Raw genomic sequence first — 15,193 nt, forward strand, 5'->3', positions numbered from 1 at the left:
AAAGCGTAATCGCTTTTCCTTTTTAATTTGAATATGGAGTGGCTATACCAGAAGAAATAGAGACTGTTTTATTATTCGTGTTTATTGTCGCTGTAGCTCCAAGTGGAATACCGATGTTTGGACTTATATGTCCAATTGGTAAATCGAATAGGACAGGTATATGATATGGCGCGAAATATTCATATAATATTGTTTGCAATGATTGAGATGGCTTTGAAGGAGTGCAGTCGTGACAACTTGTGAAAATAACGCCCTTGCATTCATTAAACTTTCCAGATAAAAGTAGCTGATTTAACATACGGTCAATGCGGTACGGTTCTTCACCAATGTCTTCAAGTAATAAAAGTGTATTGTCCGTATTTATCTCGTAGGGCGAACCAATTATACTTGTTAACACAGCTAAATTTCCTCCAACTAACGTACTTGTAACTGTACTGTGAGAGCTAGGTACGATACATTCTGATGCAGATAAAATGGTTGAATACGGATGGAATAGCTGATTAAAAGAGGATAAAGATAGGGAATCAATACCTTTTCCTAGTTCTTCAATCATCGGACCATGAAATGTTATAAGCTTTGCATAACGTGAAAAAGCAGTATGTAAAGCTGTAATGTCGCTATATCCCCAAAAGATTTTTTGATTCTGCCTAATAACTTCATATTGAATGTGAGGAAGAAGACGAGCACTTCCATAACCACCTCGTGCACAAAAAATTGCCTTCACTTCATTATTTGTAAATGCTTCATGTATATCGTCAAGCCGAATTTGATCACTTCCGGCTAAAAATCCATATTTCTCGTAAACACTCTTCCCGATTATTACGGATAACCCCATCTCTTGTAATACATTCACACCTTTTAATACATTTTCGATTGTAGGTGGACCAGATGGTGCAATAATCATTACTGTATCACCTTGTTTTAATGCATTTGGATAAATCATTAAGCTCAGCCTCCTTCTCTTTCAATATATTCGCTTCATTTGAGGTCCAACCCTTGCAAAAGCAGGGGAAAGCTTATCAAATAAAGAAGATATAAAGGAAATAGGAGGGAAAATGATGTTTACAAGTCGAGTAACAGACATATTAAAAATTGAGTATCCCGTCGTTCAAGCCGGTATGGCAGGCGCGATTACGACGCCAGAACTTGTTGCAGCAGTAAGTAATAGCGGAGGATTAGGGATGCTTGGAGCGGGCTATATGAGCCCAGAACAAATTCGTGAAGCGATTTATAGAATAAGAGAACTAACAGATAAGCCTTTCGGTGTTAATTTACTTGTAACGAAAGAGATACAAATAGAAGAAGAGAAGATAAATGAGGCGAAAGTATTACTAAGTGGAGTGAATAGAGAATTAGGTATAGAAGTAGAGGGGACGTTAAAGCTTCCAAAAAGCTATAAGGAACAATTACAAGTGCTATTAGATGAAAAAGTACCGGTCGTTAGTTTTGCATTTCAAACGTTAGAAAAAGAAGAAATAAATGCTTTAAAAAGAAGTGGAATAAAAGTTATCGGAACAGCTACCCATGTGAAGGAAGCGAAAGTACTTGCTGAGCTAGGAGTAGATATTATTATCGGGCAAGGTAGCGAAGCAGGAGGGCATAGAGGAACGTTTATTGGGGAAGAACGAGATGCTATGATTGGTACGTTTGCGTTAATACCTCAGTTAGTAGAAGCTGTTCTGCATATCCCAATTGTCGCAGCAGGTGGTGTAATGAGCGGGCAAGGGCTTGTTGCGGCATTGGCACTAGGAGCAGAAGGTGTTCAAATGGGATCGGCCTTTTTAACAAGTGAAGAGAGTGTTACGCACGATGTGTATAAAGAAGCGGTTTTACATAGTACAGATACGAGCACAACTGTAACTCGTGCGTTTTCCGGGAAATATGCACGGGGTATCCGGAATGAATTTATAGAGAGACATGAAGGAAAAGAAGAAGGGCTTCCGATGTATCCAGTGCAAAACGTATTAACTTCTAAAATACGCCAAGAGGCAGCGAAGCAAAATAAGGAAGAATATATGTCACTTTGGGCAGGACAGGCAGCATCGTTGGCACGAATCGAATCAGCTCAGCATGTAGTGGAGCGAGTTATGAAAGAAGCGGAGGATGCAATCGAGCAATTACAAAATATATACAAAAAGACCACTTGAGTAATTCAAGTGGTCTTTTCATTAGTTTGCTTTATAAAATTGTTGGATGGCTTCGTCGATGTAAACCCAGCCTTTCCAACCTAAGTGCATATGATCTTTTAAGAAGTATTTATCGTATTCATGATTTGAGAAGTCGGCAATTGGATAACCAGCTTTTTCAATTTGCTCATGAACTTTCTTATAGTATGCTTCGCGGCGTTCTTTCGGGAAGCCAGCGTAGTCGTACCAAGGACCTTTTACAGGAACAGAAATGAAGAGTGGTTTTGCACCAGATTGTTTTAATAAATCAAGTACAATTTGTAAATCTTCATATTCTGGCGATTGGTCATAAGCATCATTTTTTAAGTAACCTTCACGTTGCTTTAATTTTTTCTTAATTTTGCTATTGAAATAATCATCTTCAATACCGTATTCATTAGATCCAGATTCTACTGCACCTGTTTGATCCGCATGTTTACGAGCCTCTTCCCAGTTCATTTGTTTTAATGAAGGATCAAGCTTTTCTTTGTGCGGTTTAATATTAAACATAGCTGTAAATAAATCTTTACGATCTAAAATGTTACGATAAATATAAGCGAAAGGTTTAGCAGCAAGTGCTTTTACTTTATACTTCGTATCATCATAAGCGATACCTTCAAGCGAAATTTTTAATAAAGTTTCTTTTTTTACAATCTCAAAGTTTAATAAACGCTTTGCAATTTGTTTTTTCATTTCAGGTTTTAAATCATTGTTGAAAATGAAGTGGTAACCTTGTTGTTTTGAAAAGTTAGGTGCAAAGTGCGTCTCGTCAATACCTTGTGGTACAAACCATTGCGGAGAAAGAACGAATACCATTTTCTTATCTTTCAATTGATCCATTGTAGATGCGAAGTTTAACACATGTACAAGGTCTTGTGTTCCGCCGCGTCCAAGAAGGAATGGCGTAAATCCTTCAGGCTTTACTTTAAAATAATTAGATGGATGGAAAGCATCCATACGTGCGAATTCCGATGAACCGTACATCGGAAGATATTTTGGATCTGCTAACATCTTTTGCTGTAAAATCATACTTTGAATCTTTTCTTCTTTTAAAGAAGTAGCAGCTTGTTCTACTTTTTCATCACTTAAAAGTGGAAGTAGAAAGCGCGTTGGAATAAGTAAGAATACAGCAAAAAGGGCCAATGCTAAAAGCATCGGACCAAATTTTGCTTTGTTCATCGGATTTCTTCCAACTTCTTAATAACCATGTTTGGTGTAGCCCACTCGTCACGGTCAAAATCAGAAATAGAAACTTCAATATCTAAACGCTCTTGGAATTCAACTAATAAAGATACTACAGCGAAAGAATCAAGAATACCTTCTTCAAATAATTGAACATCTAAGTTTTCTTTCACAATATCGTTTTCACATACTTCTTCTAAAATATCTAATACTTGCTCTTTGAATTCTGCCATTTGTAAAATCTCCTTTATATCCGAAATATATTATATGTGCAACTTCTTAATGGAATAAGAAGGGTGCATTAAAAGTATCTGTTAAGGTGTCCAGAGAAGATTAGGAAACCGAAACATACAACGTGGAACGTAATTACAATCGCAAGGATGCGTGTGAATTTATTGTTGGGCCAAAACTTATGCTTCTTGTTTTTTCGTTCGAAAATATCGAATAAAATAAACAGTGCGGCATGATATAGACCATAAATAATATACTGCGCAACAGCGCTTCCTTGGATATGCCAAATTCCCATAATGAAAAAATTTAAAAATGCACCGATATACGAAATTGTGTAACGGTTCTTAATTAACTTTTTCTTCGTTGCAAAAAAGACGAAACGCATGTAAATAAAATCACGGAACCAGAATGATAAACTCATGTGCCAGCGGTTCCAGAAGTCTTTAATATTACGACTAAGGAAGGGCTTATTAAAGTTTTCTGGCGTTTTAATTCCCATCATATAACTTACACCAATTACAAAAGAGCTATAACCAGCAAAATCAAAGAATAGATATAAGCTATAGCTATACATGTAAATCATATTTGAAAAGATTGTATCGTGTTGAGCGAATGCTGGATCCATACAATATTGCTTTATTAAGTAAGCAATAATAAATTTATACAAGAAACCTTGGAAAATACGATTTAGTCCTGTATATAGTAAATTTTGATATTCTTCAGCGCTAGGTGGCTTTTGAATATCTTTTTGGAATCTTCGGTAACGATCGATAGGTCCTGTTGAAATCGCAGGGAAGAATAAAACGAATTCCCAGAAGTTAAAGAAAGAAAGCTCTTTAATTAAACCATCACGAACTTCAAATACCATTTGAACTGCTCTGAATGTTACGTAAGATATACCTAGAAAAACAACAAGTTTTAACTCAGGTAATAACGATGCAAATGGTGCGATTTTTGCCAAAATAAGAGGCAAAATCGATAAAATAACAGCTATGCAAAATGTGAATGTACTATTATTTTGTTTTCTTAAAATTAAATAGCCTTTAATAAGGACATATTGCCAAATAATAAATGCAGCTAACATCATTGCTTGCTTTGGTTTATCTGAGAAGATAATAGCAAGCATGACTAATGTTAAAACGGCATTATATTTACGCAACATTTTACCTTTTAATCCAGCTATGATAGTAGGTATTAATAAAATGCCCACTATAGCGAAAAAATAAAATGATCCATATGCGGTCATGCTGTAACCTCACTCAATAATTTTTTGCGATCTACCTTTCCATTTGGTGTCATTGGAATAGAAGATTGATACATGAATTTACGTGGAATCATGTAGTTTGGTAATCGCTCATTGAGTTCTTTTTTGATTGCAGATGTTAATTTGAATTCTTTTTCAAACGAATGCTCCCCAGGAACAACAACCGCTAATAAATAATCGTATTTCTCACCTTTTTTAATTGGAACGATAACTGCACCTTCTACGTAAGAACACGCACGAAGGTGATGCTCAATTTCTTCTAATTCCATTCGATAACCATGCAGCTTAATTTGGAAATCAAGACGACCATTATAGAATAGAAGACCATTTTCAACATAGCCAGCATCGCCTGTTTTATAGGCGCGCTCACCGTCAATCATAGTAAATGCTTTTTCTGTTAATTCAGGGCTTCCTAAATATCCAACGCTTACGCTTGGACCGACGATTACGATTTCGCCTTTTCCACCATCAGGTGCAATCGTACCATCTTCTTTCATAATAAGAAGGCGACAGTCTGATTTACAGTAGCCAACTGGAAGTGATTTGTATTGATCAAGTACTTCTTCTGTCACGTGAATACCTGTTACAGCGACAGTAGCTTCTGTTGGACCGTACGTATTCATAATTGTTGCATTTGGGAAACGCTCAATTAATTTTCTAGCTACTTCATTTGGTAACACTTCACCGCAGAATAAGAATGTTTTCATGTTTGGTAGCATATTCTCAGAGAAAGATGCTTCCATTAAACACATCTCTGCGAAAGAAGGTGTGGAAGTCCATACTTGTATATCCGATTGCTCTAAAGAAGCAAACAAGTCTTTTGGACGCGCAATCATATCTTTATCGATTGCCCAAAGCGTACCACCTGTTACTAATGATGGGTAAATATCCATAACAGATAAATCGAATGAGAAAGGTGCTTGGTTTAAGAATACTTGCCCTGTTTGTAAGTTGAAATCTTCTACAGCCCATTTTGTAAAGCTAACAAGGCAGTTATAAGTAATCTGAACCCCTTTCGGATTACCTGTGCTTCCTGATGTGTAAATAATGTAGAAGTTTTCATCACCTTTTACCGCATGTTCAGGATTTGGAGTGTTCCCTTTATGAGTAAAGAAAATATCTTTTAAGTTGTCTTCACTTACGATGCGAACTGGCAAATCAGTTACAGTTACTTCTGCTGCCGATAAAAGCAATTTCGCACCAGAATTTTCAGCGATACGTTGTACACGATCAGCTGGGATAGATAAATCTACAGGAATGTAAGCATGTCCAGCTTTTACACATCCTAAAAAGTTAATAATCATTTCAGGTTGCATATGGCCATACACCATAATTGGTGAACGATCGTCTGGATACTCAGAAGAAATCCAATGTGCTAACGCATCAGAATCTTCCTTTAATTGTTTGTACGTAATTTTCGCATCTCGCCAAACAAAAGCGGTTTGATCAGGCGTTTCAATAGCCCACTTTTCAATTTGTTCTAATAACTTCATAACGTTCCCACCCTAGAATTCATTGTAAATAAATGTACTTGTGTTTGTATCATGGAATCCATACAACCAAAGTAATGCAAATAAAATTGCAAGATAATAAACCGTCTTTGCAACCCATTGTGTGAGTGGTCGAGACCATATCTCTTTTAATCTTTCCATGTCTTTCCCTCTCTTAATGAAATAATAGCTCTTTGTAGGTATCATGTCCTACATTATTGTGAAAAAAACAAAATCCCACATTTTAGGTAAAAATAAGTCAAAAGGCTCTTTTCTGATATTAGCACTAAATACTAAAAAAGAAAATCCCTAACTTAGCAATTATATTACATTCAGCATGAATTTGTAATGGGTTTGACATGTAAATAGAAAGTGGATTGTGTGAATACATAAAAGTGGACTATAAGAATACGTAAAAATGCAGTATTTGTTTTTATTAATCATTTAAGACGGAGTAAAATTTCTAGTTCTTTTGAAAAGGAGGAAATTATCATGAATAGAGTGTGGAAGGGTCTAATTTCGGAAGAAAATATCGTGAAATGGAGAAGGCATTTTCATAAGTATCCGGAATTATCATTTCATGAAAAAGAAACTTCGCAATTTATATATGATACATTATGCTCATTTTCTTCTTTTGAAGTAACGAGACCGACGAAGTATAGTGTACTAGCAATTAAAAGAGGTGTGAAGCAAGGGAAAGTAATTGCGATTCGAGCTGATATAGATGCTTTGCCAATTCAAGAGGAGACAAGTAAATCTTATACATCTGTGAATAAAGGAATGATGCATGCATGTGGGCACGATGCTCACGCAGCTATATTATTAAGCACTGCAGAGGTGATTAATAATATGAAGGAAGAGTTTGTAGGGGAAATTCGTCTATTCTTTCAGCATGCAGAAGAAGTATACCCTGGTGGTGGACAAGAAATGGTTGAGGCGGGCGCTATGGACGGTGTTGATTATGTAATAGGTTTACATGTTATGTCTGGCTTGGAAAGTGGGAAGGTAGGAATTGTATATGGACCGATGATGGCAGCACCAGACGTATTTACAGTTGAGATCCAAGGCAAAGGAGGGCATGCGGCGCGGCCAGAAGAAACGATTGATCCTATCGCTATCGGAGCGCAGATTATTACAAATCTACAACATATCGTATCTAGAAATACAAGTGCTTTCATGCAAAGAGTCGTTTCAGTTACGCAGTTTCATGGGGGAGTGGCTGACAATATTATTCCTAGTACAGCAACTTTAATGGGAACTGTTCGTTCATTTAATCAAGCATTGAGGGTGGAAGCAGAAGGGAAAATCGAGAAAATTGTGAAAGGAATTACAGAAGCACATGGAGGATCGTATACATATACGTATCGATATGGATATGATCCGGTTATTAATGATGAATATATTACGAAAATAGTAGAAGAAAGTGCACTACATTTGTTTGGGAATGAGCGTGTTGTGAAGCTTGAACCTTCTATGGGTGGGGAAGATTTTTCAGCATATTTAAGAAAAGCACCCGGTTGTTTCATTAAATTAGGAACAGGTAATGAAAATATATATACTTGTTATCCACATCATCATCCGAAATTTGACGTGGATGAATCAGCATTAATTTGTGGAGTGGAGCTATTCTTAGAGACTACTATAAGATTACTAAAATCATAGAAAAACAAAAAAAGGCAACTGCGCTCTATCGCAGTTGCTTTTATTTCTTTCCGTCAGAGAGGGCTGAGAAAGAACTATGCTCATTTATAGTATATGAATAGCTAACGGACAAGCTTGTACATTTTAATCATTTTTTTAAAAATAGTTGTTGACATTGATAATCAATGTCAATTAATCTAAATATAGTTGAAATTGATAATTATTATCAATAGGATGGATGCGACATGTTAATGAGAAAAAAATTTCACCTTCTACGGAGGGGATTAAAAGATAAAAATAAAGATGTTGATCAGCATATGGAATGGCAACGAAATGTAATTCGGTCTGAATATGTAGATGAGAAGAAGAGCATTCAAACAGAAAAAGAGATACAAAGTAAAGGGAGAGGTTCAGTTGAGTAAGTTAGTAATGATTTTTGCAAGTATGAGTGGAAATACAGAGGAAATGGCTGATCATATTGCCGGCGTGATTCGTAAAACAGAAAATGAAATTGAAGTTATTGATATTATGGATTCACCAGAAGCTTCTATATTAGAACAGTATGATGGAATTATTTTAGGTGCCTACACTTGGGGAGATGGTGATCTTCCTGATGATTTCTTAGATTTTTATGATGCAATGGATTCTATTGATTTAACTGGGAAAAAAGCGGCAGTATTCGGATCATGTGATTCGGCTTATCCGAAATACGGAGTGGCGGTTGACATTTTAATAGAAAAGCTACAAGAGCGCGGGGCAACAGTTGTGTTAGAAGGACTAAAAGTAGAATTAACGCCAGAAGATGAAGATGTAGAAAAATGTTTACAGTTTGGAGCTGAATTTGTAAAACACCTTTCTTAATGGCAGAAGGGAGCTGAAGAGCAAGTGCATGAGAAAATCTCAATCAAAACGATGACAGATTATCATTTGTATGATTTTATGCGGTGTCCGCATAAATTTTATTTTCGTCATATAAAAAGAAGAGAACCTTCTTCATTTGAATGGCAACAAATAGCGCAAATGATTGTGAATCAAATTATTAACGAGTATTACACGCTACCTGCGGGTCAACAAACGAAAATTGTACTTTTAATATTAATAGAAAAGTATTGGAAAAAAGTAAGGATTAATATGTTTGCTTCGAAGACGGAGTACTATATTGTATTAGCGAAGCTAACGGATCACTTATTACAGTTTGTTGAAAGGGATGATAGTCAGACACCACCATTGTTTTTATACGAGAAGTTTCAAACATATATGGAAGAGTTAGGTGTCCACATGTCATTGACATTTGAAGTTGGTGAGTGGAATGCTGAGTCGTTTGTAATTAAAAAGTATGTTGTCGATGCGGATGAGGAAATGCTTGCTCTTTGTCAGAAGCTAATGACAGTATTCAGTTATAAAGCTTTCGGCGTTCTTCCAGGAAAAATTGAAGTTATTAATTTAATAGAAGGAACTAAGTATGAGTACATTCCGAAACAGGAAGATATTATAACTGGAATGGCTGATTTATCTAGAATGAAAGAAATGTTACAGCAACCTGAGCATTATACAGAGCGTCATTTTCGTTCTGAGTGTATAAGTTGTGCGTTTCGTAGTGAATGCCAAGGGGAAGAAGTAAAGAAAGAAGCGAAACAGAAGAAAAATATAGTACATTAAAGGATGCAATTTTGCATCCTTTTTTGTTATTGACATGAAAAGCTTTTCATCATTTACGGTATATTTGTAGCAGATTTTAATAAAGTGAAACTTTAATCAGTGGGGGTCAATCGGGCTACCCGCAAATAGCAGGATAAAGGGAGGAATAATCAATGAAAGATGAAACGAAAGTATTTCAATGGTTAAAAGAACAAAATGCTCCTTTTGAAATTCAACTGCAAATCCTACAGGCATTTCAATTGTATAAAGTTATTGTTGAAATGGATAAAAAGTTAATGATGTATGAGGAGAGAGTATATAGGGAGAGAATGTAATCTCATCCCTGTAATATCGTTTTTAGCTGTTCTGTACCTGTAATGAATTCGAGTTCATTCTCTGATTCAAAGTTATAAATAATATTATGTAGTAAAGGACTGTATTGATAAAAGGTAGTAATGCGGTGAATGAGTAATGGATCATGATGAGGAATAAGTGTACTGTACTGTTCATATACAGATGTAGTAAACTCATGTCCGAAATCATAATATAGCCCTGCAAAATCAAAAGCAGGATCGCCAATTTGCGCATCACCAAAATCGATAACACCTGAAATGCTTTTGTTCTGCTTGTTAAATAAAATGTGATGATGTGTAAAATCAGCGTGAATGATTGTGTTTTGAAAAGTGGATGTAGCTAAACATGCAAAGAAATTTTCAAATAAGCGATTTAAGGCTAGTTTCTGTAATGAAGTAAGGTTAGTAGTAAGATATTGGTTTAATTTTGTTTGTAGCTCTTTCCAGTAGGTACATGTTTTTTCAATAGGGAAACATAGCGTTGTAACTTCGTTTAAAGGAATACTATGTAGTGCCGCAAGGAAAGTAGCTAATTGTGTAATAATTGCTTTCAGCTCTGTATCCTCCAGCTTGGCAACTGTTTCTGTTTTTAATGGTTCACCATGAATGAGAGTATAGTAACTACAAAGAGGAATCTCATCAGATTCATTTTTATAAATTAGGTGATATTGTGGAACCTTGATTTCTTGTAGTGATTGAGTGAGAATTGTGCATAGTTCTTTTTCTAACGGAATTCGCATTGCATATTCCTGTTTTCGCGGGAAACGAAATAGTAGCTCATCATTTACTATAACTGCTACATTATCCCACCCTTCTTCATTTTGTTTATATGAATGTATAGAAAGATTAGGCAAAGCTTCTTTTATATAATGTTTGTAAGAGTCCATAATTGTTCCTCGTTTCTGAGTTAAGTTATTCTATTTTATGATATCAGAATTTTCTTTCTATATGTTAAAATATAGCTATCATTATGAAGAAGGGCGGGAGTATTACGAAAAAAAGACTGTTAATCATTTCTCTATGTATCGCTTTTGTATTGTTTTGGTCATATAAAGAGGAGGTTTTTGCTACCTTTAAACCGATTGATCAGTACGAGTTAAATAAGGAATTAAAGAACAAAAGTATAGAAAATTTAACTCATAATGAAATGAAAAAGGTAGGAGAGCATTTTGTGACCGAGCAACTATCCGTGTTTGAGTTTAATAATAAAGAAGATGTGAAACGAAAAGGTGAAGAACTATTTTTAAATAGAGGGTATGAACAATTAATAGAAAATTATTATCCCAATCGTTTTCAAGATTTAGAGTATAAATTTACAAACGAGGAGATACGTGAAGAGACAGATGAGAGTTTTCTCTATCAAGCTGTAGCGTACGTTGCGGGTACTGAAAATGGTAAGAGAAGCGAAATGAAATTGAATTATGAAGTGAAAATTGTAAAGGTTAATAATATATTTATGGTGCTAGAACAAAAGCAGCGCGTACAATAAAGGAAATTCATTGCTCAATAGATCATTTGGGGGTGTACTACTTAATGCGGAATAAAAAGGCCCTCAAGGAATCAAGGACCTTTAAAGATTTTCATTTTGTTGACCAAGTTCTTTTTGAGCAATATATAAATTTCCTTGCTCCACTTGTTTAAGTGTATGAACAGAATCGCCTGCATATCCTTTTTGTGTTTTAACAGTTCTTTTGGAACGATTGGAATTTTGTTTCTTCATATAATAGGCCACCTTTCATCAAAAATAAACGAAAATGATAAGTATGAGTAATACAGCGGCGAAAATGGTAATGCCCATTAAAAACGAAGTGTTTTTATATTTAGGTGGCTTATGTACATCTTGCCGATATCCAGGTGAAATTTCAGGGGCAAATTCTTCATCGAATGATTGCTTTTTTTCTTTGTCGTCCATATGTACCCACCTTTCTTTTTCATTATATTATACGTTACAAGAAAAAATATGCATAAAGAAAACAGCCGCTTTATTATTAGCGGCTGTTTTGTGTTGTATATTTTCGTTGTACTTGAAAGAGACGGATAAGGAGGAAGGCAGCGCCAAATGCTAGACCGATAATAAGACCGATCCAATAACCTTTTGCGGCCCATTCTGTATATGTTGCTAATATGTAACCTAGTGGTAGACCTATTATCCAATAAGCAATTAAAGTCATAATTAGAGCAACATTTACATCTTTATACCCACGCAGAGCTCCTTGTACAGGGGTTGCAATTGCATCTGAAATTTGAAATAAAATCGCAAAGATAAGAAATTCTTTTGCTAAATGATGAACTTTTGCATCTGTCGTATAAATAGAAGCAATTTGATTATCAAAGAAGTAGAGAAGAATTGAATATAATAAAGCAAAGGCAAGGGCTAATCCAATTCCAATCAGTCCGTATTGTTTTGCATTATCGTAACGTTTTGCTCCAACTTCGAATCCGACTGCAATAGTCATTGCCATTGCTAAACTTAGCGGAGTCATATATAACAAGGAAGCAAAGTTCATAGCTGCTTGGTGAGCTGCAATAGTTGTCGTACTAAAATTACTCATCATGAGCGTTACCGCAGCGAAAATACTCGTTTCAAAAAAGATAGCAAATCCGATAGGAACGCCAAGCTTTAAGAATGTTGTCCAACTCGAAAGAGAAGGGCGATATAATTGTTTGAAAATGTTGAAAGAGGCAAAAGGCTCTTTCGTCTGAATAATAATGACTGTAATAATTAAAATGCACCAATATGTTGCAGTGGAAGCAATTGCTGCTCCGACACCACCAAGCTTTGGGAAACCGAAGTTACCAAAAATTAATAGGTAATTTAATATTACGTTAATTGGTAATGATAGTAATGTAATAATCATCGTTGTGCGAGTTTTTCCTAATGCATCAATAAATCCACGTAAAACAGTGTAAGTGAATAAAGGTATAATTCCTATTGCGATAATACTTAAAAATTGAGCTGCAATTCGTTCCACAGGTTCTTCTAAGCGCATGCCGTTTAAAATAGGTGAAACGACGAAGAAACCGATGAGGATAACAACGAAGCTAGCACAAATTGCTAAATAAACTGCTTGTATGACAACGTGGGGAACGTCCTTTTTTTTCTTGGATCCGACGAGTTGTGCAACAATGGGAGTAGTAGCCATTAAAATTCCTGTTAATCCCGTACTAACTGGAAGCCATATACTTGTTCCAATTGCAACACCAGCTAAATCAGTTGGACTTGCATGTCCTGACATTGTTGTATCAAAAAAACTCATCGCAAATAATGACATTTGCGTTACGAAAATCGGAAAAAATAGTAATACAAATTGCTTTAACTTTTGTGAAAATGAAGTAGTTTCTTTCATAAAATCCCCTTTCCATATAAAAAAACAAACTCTTACTATCATACAATTTAATCAAAGATTAGAAAAGAAATACGCGCCTACAACATATGAAACCAATAAAAAAAGGATGCACTTTGAAAAGGGATAAGGTATTATGATAAGGTGTGAAAAAATTACATATTATTTGTTATTAAGGAGGCACTACTTGTGGCTGATTGGTTAATTGGTTTAATCATGGGTGCTGTTGAAGGGTTAACAGAGTTTCTACCAGTATCATCAACAGGACATATGATTTTAACAGGACATTTAATTGGATTTGACGATGAGAGAGCGAAAGTTTTTGAAGTTGTTATCCAATTGGGATCGATTTTAGCAGTTGTTGTTATATTTTGGAAGCGTCTATGGTCGTTAGTTGGAATAGGTAAAGTAACAGACGGACCATCGTTAAATTTATTACATATTATTATCGGGATGATTCCTGCCGGGATACTTGGCGTATTATTCCATAGCACTATTAAAGAGGTTTTATTTGGTCCAGGACCAGTTGTTATTAGCTTAGTAGCCGGTGGTATTTTAATGATTGTTGCTGAGAAGTTTTCAAAACCAAGTACAGCAAGAACGTTAGATGAAATCACATATAAACAGGCATTTACAATTGGAATGTTTCAATGTTTAGCTCTTTGGCCAGGATTCTCTCGTTCTGGTTCTACAATCAGTGGTGGTTTATTAGCTCGCGTGTCGCATACAGCGGCAGCTGAATATACGTTCATTTTAGCGGTACCGATGATGGTAGCTGCAAGTGGATTAGATTTAATTAAAAGCTGGGATGTATTAAGCTCAGCAGATATAACGCTATTTGTAACAGGGTTTATAACTGCATTCGTTGTTGCGATGCTTGCAATTGTTTCATTCTTGAAATTATTATCTCGTGTGAAACTAACACCGTTCGCTTATTATCGTTTCATTTTAGCTGCGGTATTCTATTTCTTCATTATGTAATAAAAAAACCTGCCGAGCTCGGCAGGGTTTTTTTATTTTACTATTTTTTCCACCATATTTTCCATTACATGCTCCCAAAGAGAAGTATCATCAGCTAATGTAGCACGGAAATTAGCATACATTTCTTTTTGTTTTTCTTCGAATGTTGGATCTTCTTTTTCAGGTAATGTAGCGCGCATTGAAGTTACTAATTCTTGTACTTTTGGAGCGCGTGGTCCAAAGACGGCTTGTTCATTTCCATCTTTATCAATGAAAATAAAGATTGGAATCGCACGTGCTGTTCCATTTGTTAAATATTGATCCATTAATTCTAAGTTTTCGTCGCGAATTAATAAACTCATTTCAATATTTGCAACTTCAGAAATTCGTTTCATAACAGGTACGCATAAAAGAGCATCGCCACACCAATCAGCAGTTAATACGATAACACGCCAGCCGTCATTTTGACGTTCTTCTAATACAGGAAGTAATTCATTTGGAATTAAAAAGTTATTGTAAATGTGTAGTAGCTCGTATTGGTTTACTTGCATTTCATTCACATATGTATCAAAGGACATACCTTTATCAGCCCATTGTTGTAAGTTCATAATTAACACCTCTTTAGTAAGATTTGCTTTCATTGTACCAATTTTTATATAGAAAAGCTTGTATTCTTACTCTTTCTCGTCACTTAATAATTTATTTAAGAGGAAAAAGAATAGTACGACACATAATTCAGCTATGTTGGACATTTGTACGCTTTCTATCCAATCATCAGCAGTATGAATGACGAACTAATCTAGTGTAATTTCAATGAATGAGAAAAGAGTAATAGAAATCCAATTTGGCATGTTTTGTGTTAGTGGATATAGCAGCGCTTTGAAGAAACTGAAGATGAAAAATGTAATACTGTCTAAGAAAGTGA

At 35.4% G+C, this 15,193-nt stretch carries 19 protein-coding genes and 1 pseudogene; 8 read left to right on the forward strand and 12 right to left on the reverse strand.

Going from position 1 to position 15,193, the window contains the following annotated elements; all coding sequences use genetic code 11:
• Window positions 1–22: 22 nt before the first annotated feature.
• A complete protein-coding gene (locus tag MR170_RS19690; RefSeq protein ID WP_242308995.1) occupies window positions 23–943 on the reverse strand; it encodes a S66 peptidase family protein in 921 nt (306 codons plus the stop codon).
• Window positions 944–1,058: 115 nt separating this feature from the next.
• Here MR170_RS19690 and MR170_RS19695 point away from each other — a divergent pair, with 115 nt between their 5' ends.
• Window positions 1,059–2,147: an NAD(P)H-dependent flavin oxidoreductase gene (locus tag MR170_RS19695; protein WP_242308996.1), complete on the forward strand. Its 1,089-nt coding sequence runs from the start codon at window positions 1,059–1,061 to the stop codon at window positions 2,145–2,147.
• A 21-nt stretch (window positions 2,148–2,168) separates the two neighbouring features.
• On the opposite strand, the gene dltD is transcribed toward MR170_RS19695, so the two are convergent.
• The 5 genes from dltD to MR170_RS19720 all read right to left on the reverse strand — a co-directional run bounded on the left by dltD (window position 2,169) and on the right by MR170_RS19720 (window position 6,494).
• Entirely contained in the window at window positions 2,169–3,344 is a 1,176-nt protein-coding gene (dltD, locus tag MR170_RS19700; RefSeq protein WP_001030272.1) for a D-alanyl-lipoteichoic acid biosynthesis protein DltD, read from the reverse strand.
• Window positions 3,341–3,580 carry a D-alanine--poly(phosphoribitol) ligase subunit DltC gene (gene dltC, locus MR170_RS19705; RefSeq protein ID WP_000807310.1) on the reverse strand — a complete coding sequence of 80 codons (240 nt, stop codon included), beginning with the start codon at window positions 3,578–3,580 and terminating at the stop codon, window positions 3,341–3,343. Before dltC ends, dltD begins: the two co-directional genes overlap by 4 nt.
• A gap of 68 nt (window positions 3,581–3,648) precedes the next feature.
• Window positions 3,649–4,824: a D-alanyl-lipoteichoic acid biosynthesis protein DltB gene (gene dltB / locus MR170_RS19710; RefSeq protein ID WP_029441794.1), complete on the reverse strand. Its 1,176-nt coding sequence runs from the start codon at window positions 4,822–4,824 to the stop codon at window positions 3,649–3,651.
• A complete protein-coding gene (gene dltA, locus MR170_RS19715) occupies window positions 4,821–6,335 on the reverse strand; it encodes a D-alanine--poly(phosphoribitol) ligase subunit DltA (RefSeq protein ID WP_242308998.1) in 1,515 nt (504 codons plus the stop codon). Before dltA ends, dltB begins: the two co-directional genes overlap by 4 nt.
• A 12-nt stretch (window positions 6,336–6,347) precedes the next feature.
• Entirely contained in the window at window positions 6,348–6,494 is a 147-nt protein-coding gene (locus tag MR170_RS19720) for a teichoic acid D-Ala incorporation-associated protein DltX (protein WP_000440293.1), read from the reverse strand.
• A 330-nt stretch (window positions 6,495–6,824) separates the two neighbouring features.
• On the opposite strand from MR170_RS19720, the gene MR170_RS19725 reads away from it, so the two are divergent.
• The 5 genes from MR170_RS19725 to MR170_RS19745 all read left to right on the forward strand — a co-directional run bounded on the left by MR170_RS19725 (window position 6,825) and on the right by MR170_RS19745 (window position 9,946).
• Window positions 6,825–7,994 carry an amidohydrolase gene (locus tag MR170_RS19725; RefSeq protein ID WP_050842946.1) on the forward strand — a complete coding sequence of 390 codons (1,170 nt, stop codon included), beginning with the start codon at window positions 6,825–6,827 and terminating at the stop codon, window positions 7,992–7,994.
• 224 nt (window positions 7,995–8,218) lie between these two features.
• Window positions 8,219–8,395, forward strand: coding sequence for a hypothetical protein (locus MR170_RS19730; RefSeq protein WP_000929009.1), 177 nt, complete (start codon window positions 8,219–8,221; stop codon window positions 8,393–8,395).
• On the forward strand, window positions 8,388–8,834 hold the full coding sequence (locus tag MR170_RS19735; protein WP_242308999.1) for a flavodoxin: 447 nt from the start codon (window positions 8,388–8,390) through the stop codon (window positions 8,832–8,834). The genes MR170_RS19730 and MR170_RS19735 overlap by 8 nt, the downstream gene beginning before the upstream one ends.
• 24 nt (window positions 8,835–8,858) lie before the next feature.
• Complete coding sequence (locus MR170_RS19740; RefSeq protein WP_000544579.1) at window positions 8,859–9,632, forward strand: hypothetical protein; 774 nt, start codon at window positions 8,859–8,861, stop codon at window positions 9,630–9,632.
• A gap of 152 nt (window positions 9,633–9,784) precedes the next feature.
• On the forward strand, window positions 9,785–9,946 hold the full coding sequence (locus MR170_RS19745; RefSeq protein WP_000651086.1) for a hypothetical protein: 162 nt from the start codon (window positions 9,785–9,787) through the stop codon (window positions 9,944–9,946).
• Between the two features lie 2 nt (window positions 9,947–9,948).
• Here MR170_RS19745 and MR170_RS19750 read toward each other — a convergent pair whose 3' ends face one another.
• Complete coding sequence (locus MR170_RS19750) at window positions 9,949–10,851, reverse strand: aminoglycoside phosphotransferase family protein (RefSeq protein ID WP_029441797.1); 903 nt, start codon at window positions 10,849–10,851, stop codon at window positions 9,949–9,951.
• A gap of 83 nt (window positions 10,852–10,934) precedes the next feature.
• Here MR170_RS19750 and MR170_RS19755 point away from each other — a divergent pair, with 83 nt between their 5' ends.
• On the forward strand, window positions 10,935–11,453 hold the full coding sequence (locus MR170_RS19755; protein WP_029441798.1) for a hypothetical protein: 519 nt from the start codon (window positions 10,935–10,937) through the stop codon (window positions 11,451–11,453).
• Window positions 11,454–11,534: 81 nt separating this feature from the next.
• Here MR170_RS19755 and MR170_RS19760 read toward each other — a convergent pair whose 3' ends face one another.
• From MR170_RS19760 to MR170_RS19770, 3 genes are all read right to left on the reverse strand, one after another.
• Entirely contained in the window at window positions 11,535–11,684 is a 150-nt protein-coding gene (locus MR170_RS19760) for a hypothetical protein (RefSeq protein WP_000744623.1), read from the reverse strand.
• A gap of 18 nt (window positions 11,685–11,702) precedes the next feature.
• Complete coding sequence (locus tag MR170_RS19765) at window positions 11,703–11,876, reverse strand: hypothetical protein (protein ID WP_000341062.1); 174 nt, start codon at window positions 11,874–11,876, stop codon at window positions 11,703–11,705.
• Between the two features lie 76 nt (window positions 11,877–11,952).
• Entirely contained in the window at window positions 11,953–13,311 is a 1,359-nt protein-coding gene (locus MR170_RS19770) for an MATE family efflux transporter (RefSeq protein WP_029441800.1), read from the reverse strand.
• A gap of 186 nt (window positions 13,312–13,497) precedes the next feature.
• On the opposite strand from MR170_RS19770, the gene uppP reads away from it, so the two are divergent.
• On the forward strand, window positions 13,498–14,289 hold the full coding sequence (gene uppP / locus MR170_RS19775; RefSeq protein WP_029441801.1) for a bacitracin resistance undecaprenyl-diphosphatase: 792 nt from the start codon (window positions 13,498–13,500) through the stop codon (window positions 14,287–14,289).
• Between the two features lie 32 nt (window positions 14,290–14,321).
• On the opposite strand, the gene MR170_RS19780 is transcribed toward uppP, so the two are convergent.
• Together MR170_RS19780 and MR170_RS19785 are read right to left on the reverse strand one after the other, a co-directional pair.
• Window positions 14,322–14,909: a thioredoxin family protein gene (locus tag MR170_RS19780; protein ID WP_002040836.1), complete on the reverse strand. Its 588-nt coding sequence runs from the start codon at window positions 14,907–14,909 to the stop codon at window positions 14,322–14,324.
• A gap of 33 nt (window positions 14,910–14,942) precedes the next feature.
• Window positions 14,943–15,193 (reverse strand): annotated as a pseudogene (locus MR170_RS19785) (YrvL family regulatory protein); the annotation flags it as partial.

The sequence above is a fragment of the Bacillus cereus group sp. BfR-BA-01524 genome (assembly GCF_022662595.1).
GTDB lineage: Bacteria > Bacillota > Bacilli > Bacillales > Bacillaceae_G > Bacillus_A > Bacillus_A thuringiensis_S.

Excerpts from the sequence above, each read along its gene's own strand:
- MR170_RS19725 (WP_050842946.1), top strand. The coding sequence starts at position 6,825 with ATGAATAGAGTGTGGAAGGGTCTAATTTCGGAAGAAAATATCGTGAAA.
- MR170_RS19720 (WP_000440293.1), bottom strand. The coding sequence starts at position 6,494 with ATGGAAAGATTAAAAGAGATATGGTCTCGACCACTCACACAATGGGTT.
- MR170_RS19765 (WP_000341062.1), bottom strand. The coding sequence starts at position 11,876 with ATGGACGACAAAGAAAAAAAGCAATCATTCGATGAAGAATTTGCCCCT.
- MR170_RS19745 (WP_000651086.1), top strand. The coding sequence starts at position 9,785 with ATGAAAGATGAAACGAAAGTATTTCAATGGTTAAAAGAACAAAATGCT.
- MR170_RS19780 (WP_002040836.1), bottom strand. The coding sequence starts at position 14,909 with ATGAAAGCAAATCTTACTAAAGAGGTGTTAATTATGAACTTACAACAA.
- MR170_RS19750 (WP_029441797.1), bottom strand. The coding sequence starts at position 10,851 with ATGGACTCTTACAAACATTATATAAAAGAAGCTTTGCCTAATCTTTCT.
- dltB (WP_029441794.1), bottom strand. The coding sequence starts at position 4,824 with ATGACCGCATATGGATCATTTTATTTTTTCGCTATAGTGGGCATTTTA.
- MR170_RS19690 (WP_242308995.1), bottom strand. The coding sequence starts at position 943 with ATGATTTATCCAAATGCATTAAAACAAGGTGATACAGTAATGATTATT.
- dltA (WP_242308998.1), bottom strand. The coding sequence starts at position 6,335 with ATGAAGTTATTAGAACAAATTGAAAAGTGGGCTATTGAAACGCCTGAT.
- dltC (WP_000807310.1), bottom strand. The coding sequence starts at position 3,580 with ATGGCAGAATTCAAAGAGCAAGTATTAGATATTTTAGAAGAAGTATGT.
- dltD (WP_001030272.1), bottom strand. The coding sequence starts at position 3,344 with ATGAACAAAGCAAAATTTGGTCCGATGCTTTTAGCATTGGCCCTTTTT.
- MR170_RS19695 (WP_242308996.1), top strand. The coding sequence starts at position 1,059 with ATGTTTACAAGTCGAGTAACAGACATATTAAAAATTGAGTATCCCGTC.
- MR170_RS19760 (WP_000744623.1), bottom strand. The coding sequence starts at position 11,684 with ATGAAGAAACAAAATTCCAATCGTTCCAAAAGAACTGTTAAAACACAA.
- MR170_RS19770 (WP_029441800.1), bottom strand. The coding sequence starts at position 13,311 with ATGAAAGAAACTACTTCATTTTCACAAAAGTTAAAGCAATTTGTATTA.
- MR170_RS19730 (WP_000929009.1), top strand. The coding sequence starts at position 8,219 with ATGTTAATGAGAAAAAAATTTCACCTTCTACGGAGGGGATTAAAAGAT.
- MR170_RS19755 (WP_029441798.1), top strand. The coding sequence starts at position 10,935 with ATGAAGAAGGGCGGGAGTATTACGAAAAAAAGACTGTTAATCATTTCT.